At 50.8% G+C, this 2,458-nt stretch carries 1 rRNA gene; it reads right to left on the reverse strand.

Annotated features, from left to right (window positions below):
* Window positions 1-89: 89 nt before the first annotated feature.
* Window positions 90-2,458: ribosomal RNA gene (locus tag H5125_RS21505) — 23S ribosomal RNA — on the reverse strand; the annotation flags it as partial.

Here is a 2,458-nt window from a genome sequence, read left to right on the forward strand (position 1 = left end):
ATGTCATAAACGCATGGAGCATTTTATGACCACTGTTTAAGCGCCTCATTCTAATACTAAGTCGTATCAGTAAAACCCATCTGGGTTGTATGGTTAAGCCTCACGGGTCATTAGTACAAGTTAGCTCAACGCCTCACAACGCTTACACACCTTGCCTATCAACGTAGTAGTCTCCTACGGCCCTTTAGAGAGCTTAAAGCTCTAGGGATGACTCATCTTAGGGCTCGCTTCCCGCTTAGATGCTTTCAGCGGTTATCGATTCCGAACGTAGCTACCGGGCAATGCCATTGGCATGACAACCCGAACACCAGCGGTTCGTCCACTCCGGTCCTCTCGTACTAGGAGCAGCTCCCTTCAATCATCCAACGCCCACGGCAGATAGGGACCGAACTGTCTCACGACGTTCTGAACCCAGCTCGCGTACCACTTTAAATGGCGAACAGCCATACCCTTGGGACCGACTTCAGCCCCAGGATGTGATGAGCCGACATCGAGGTGCCAAACACCGCCGTCGATATGAACTCTTGGGCGGTATCAGCCTGTTATCCCCGGAGTACCTTTTATCCGTTGAGCGATGGCCCTTCCATTCAGAACCACCGGATCACTATGACCTACTTTCGTACCTGCTCGACGTGTATGTCTCGCAGTTAAGCTGGCTTATGCCATTGCACTAACCGTACGATGTCCGACCGTACTTAGCCAACCTTCGTGCTCCTCCGTTACTCTTTGGGAGGAGACCGCCCCAGTCAAACTACCCACCAGGCACTGTCCTCAACCCCGATAAGGGGCCAGAGTTAGAACATCAAAACTACAAGGGTGGTATTTCAAGATTGACTCCACTCAGACTAGCGTCCAAGCTTCAAAGTCTCCCACCTATCCTACACATGTAGGTTCAATGTTCAGTGCCAAGCTATAGTAAAGGTTCACGGGGTCTTTCCGTCTAGCCGCGGGTATACGGCATCTTCACCGCAATTTCAACTTCACTGAGTCTCGGCTGGAGACAGCGTGGCCATCATTACGCCATTCGTGCAGGTCGGAACTTACCCGACAAGGAATTTCGCTACCTTAGGACCGTTATAGTTACGGCCGCCGTTTACCGGGGCTTCGATCATGAGCTTCTCCGAAGATAACCCAATCAATTAACCTTCCGGCACCGGGCAGGCGTCACACCGTATACGTCATCTTGCGATTTTGCACAGTGCTGTGTTTTTGATAAACAGTTGCAGCCACCTGGTATCTGCGACTCCCGTCAGCTTAGAGAGCAAGTCTCATCACCAACAAGAGCGTACCTTCTCCCGAAGTTACGGTACCATTTTGCCTAGTTCCTTCAGCCGAGTTCTCTCAAGCGCCTTGGTATTCTCTACCCGACCACCTGTGTCGGTTTGGGGTACGATTCCCGCTAACCTGAAGCTTAGAAGATTTTCCTGGAAGCATGGCATCAACTACTTCATCACCTTAGTGACTCGTCATCAGCTCTCAGCCTGTACATTAAAGTACGATTTCCCGGATTTGCCTAAGAAATCAACCTACCACCTTAAACGCGGACTACCAACGCCGCGCTAGCCTAGCCTTCTCCGTCTCTCCATCGCAGTTAGCGGAAGTACAGAAATATTAATCTGTTTCCCATCGATTACGCCTTTCGGCCTCACCTTAGGGGTCGACTCACCCTGCCCCGATTAACGTTGGACAGGAACCCTTGGTCTTCCGGCGAGGGAGTTTTTCACTCCCTTTATCGTTACTCATGTCAGCATTCGCACTTCTGATACGTCCAGTGTGGGTTACCCCTTCACCTTCAACCGCTTACAGAACGCTCCTCTACCGCGCACTTCCTAAGAAATGCACCCGTAGCTTCGGTGGTATGTTTAGCCCCGTTAAATCTTCCGCGCAGGCCGACTCGACTAGTGAGCTATTACGCTTTCTTTAAATGATGGCTGCTTCTAAGCCAACATCCTAGCTGTCTAAGCCTTCCCACATCGTTTCCCACTTAACATACACTTTGGGACCTTAGCTGACGGTCTGGGTTGTTTCCCTTTTGACAACGGACGTTAGCACCCGCTGTCTGTCTCCCGAGTAGTACTCATTGGTATTCGGAGTTTGCAAAGGGTTGGTAAGTCGGGATGACCCCCTAGCCTTAACAGTGCTCTACCCCCAATGGTATTCGCTCGAGGCGCTACCTAAATAGCTTTCGAGGAGAACCAGATATCTCCGAGTTTGATTGGCCTTTCACCCCCAGCCACAAGTCATCCGCTCATTTTTCAACATAAGTCGGTTCGGTCCTCCAGTTGATGTTACTCAACCTTCAACCTGCCCATGGCTAGATCACTCGGTTTCGGGTCTACACCTTGCAACTAAACGCGCAGTTAACACTCGGTTTCCCTACGGCTCCGCTATTCGCTTAACCTCGCTACAAAATGTAAGTCGCTGACCCATTATACAAAAGGTACGCAGTCACGGTCTC

This window comes from Shewanella sp. SR44-4 (assembly GCF_014163715.1).
GTDB lineage: Bacteria > Pseudomonadota > Gammaproteobacteria > Enterobacterales > Shewanellaceae > Shewanella.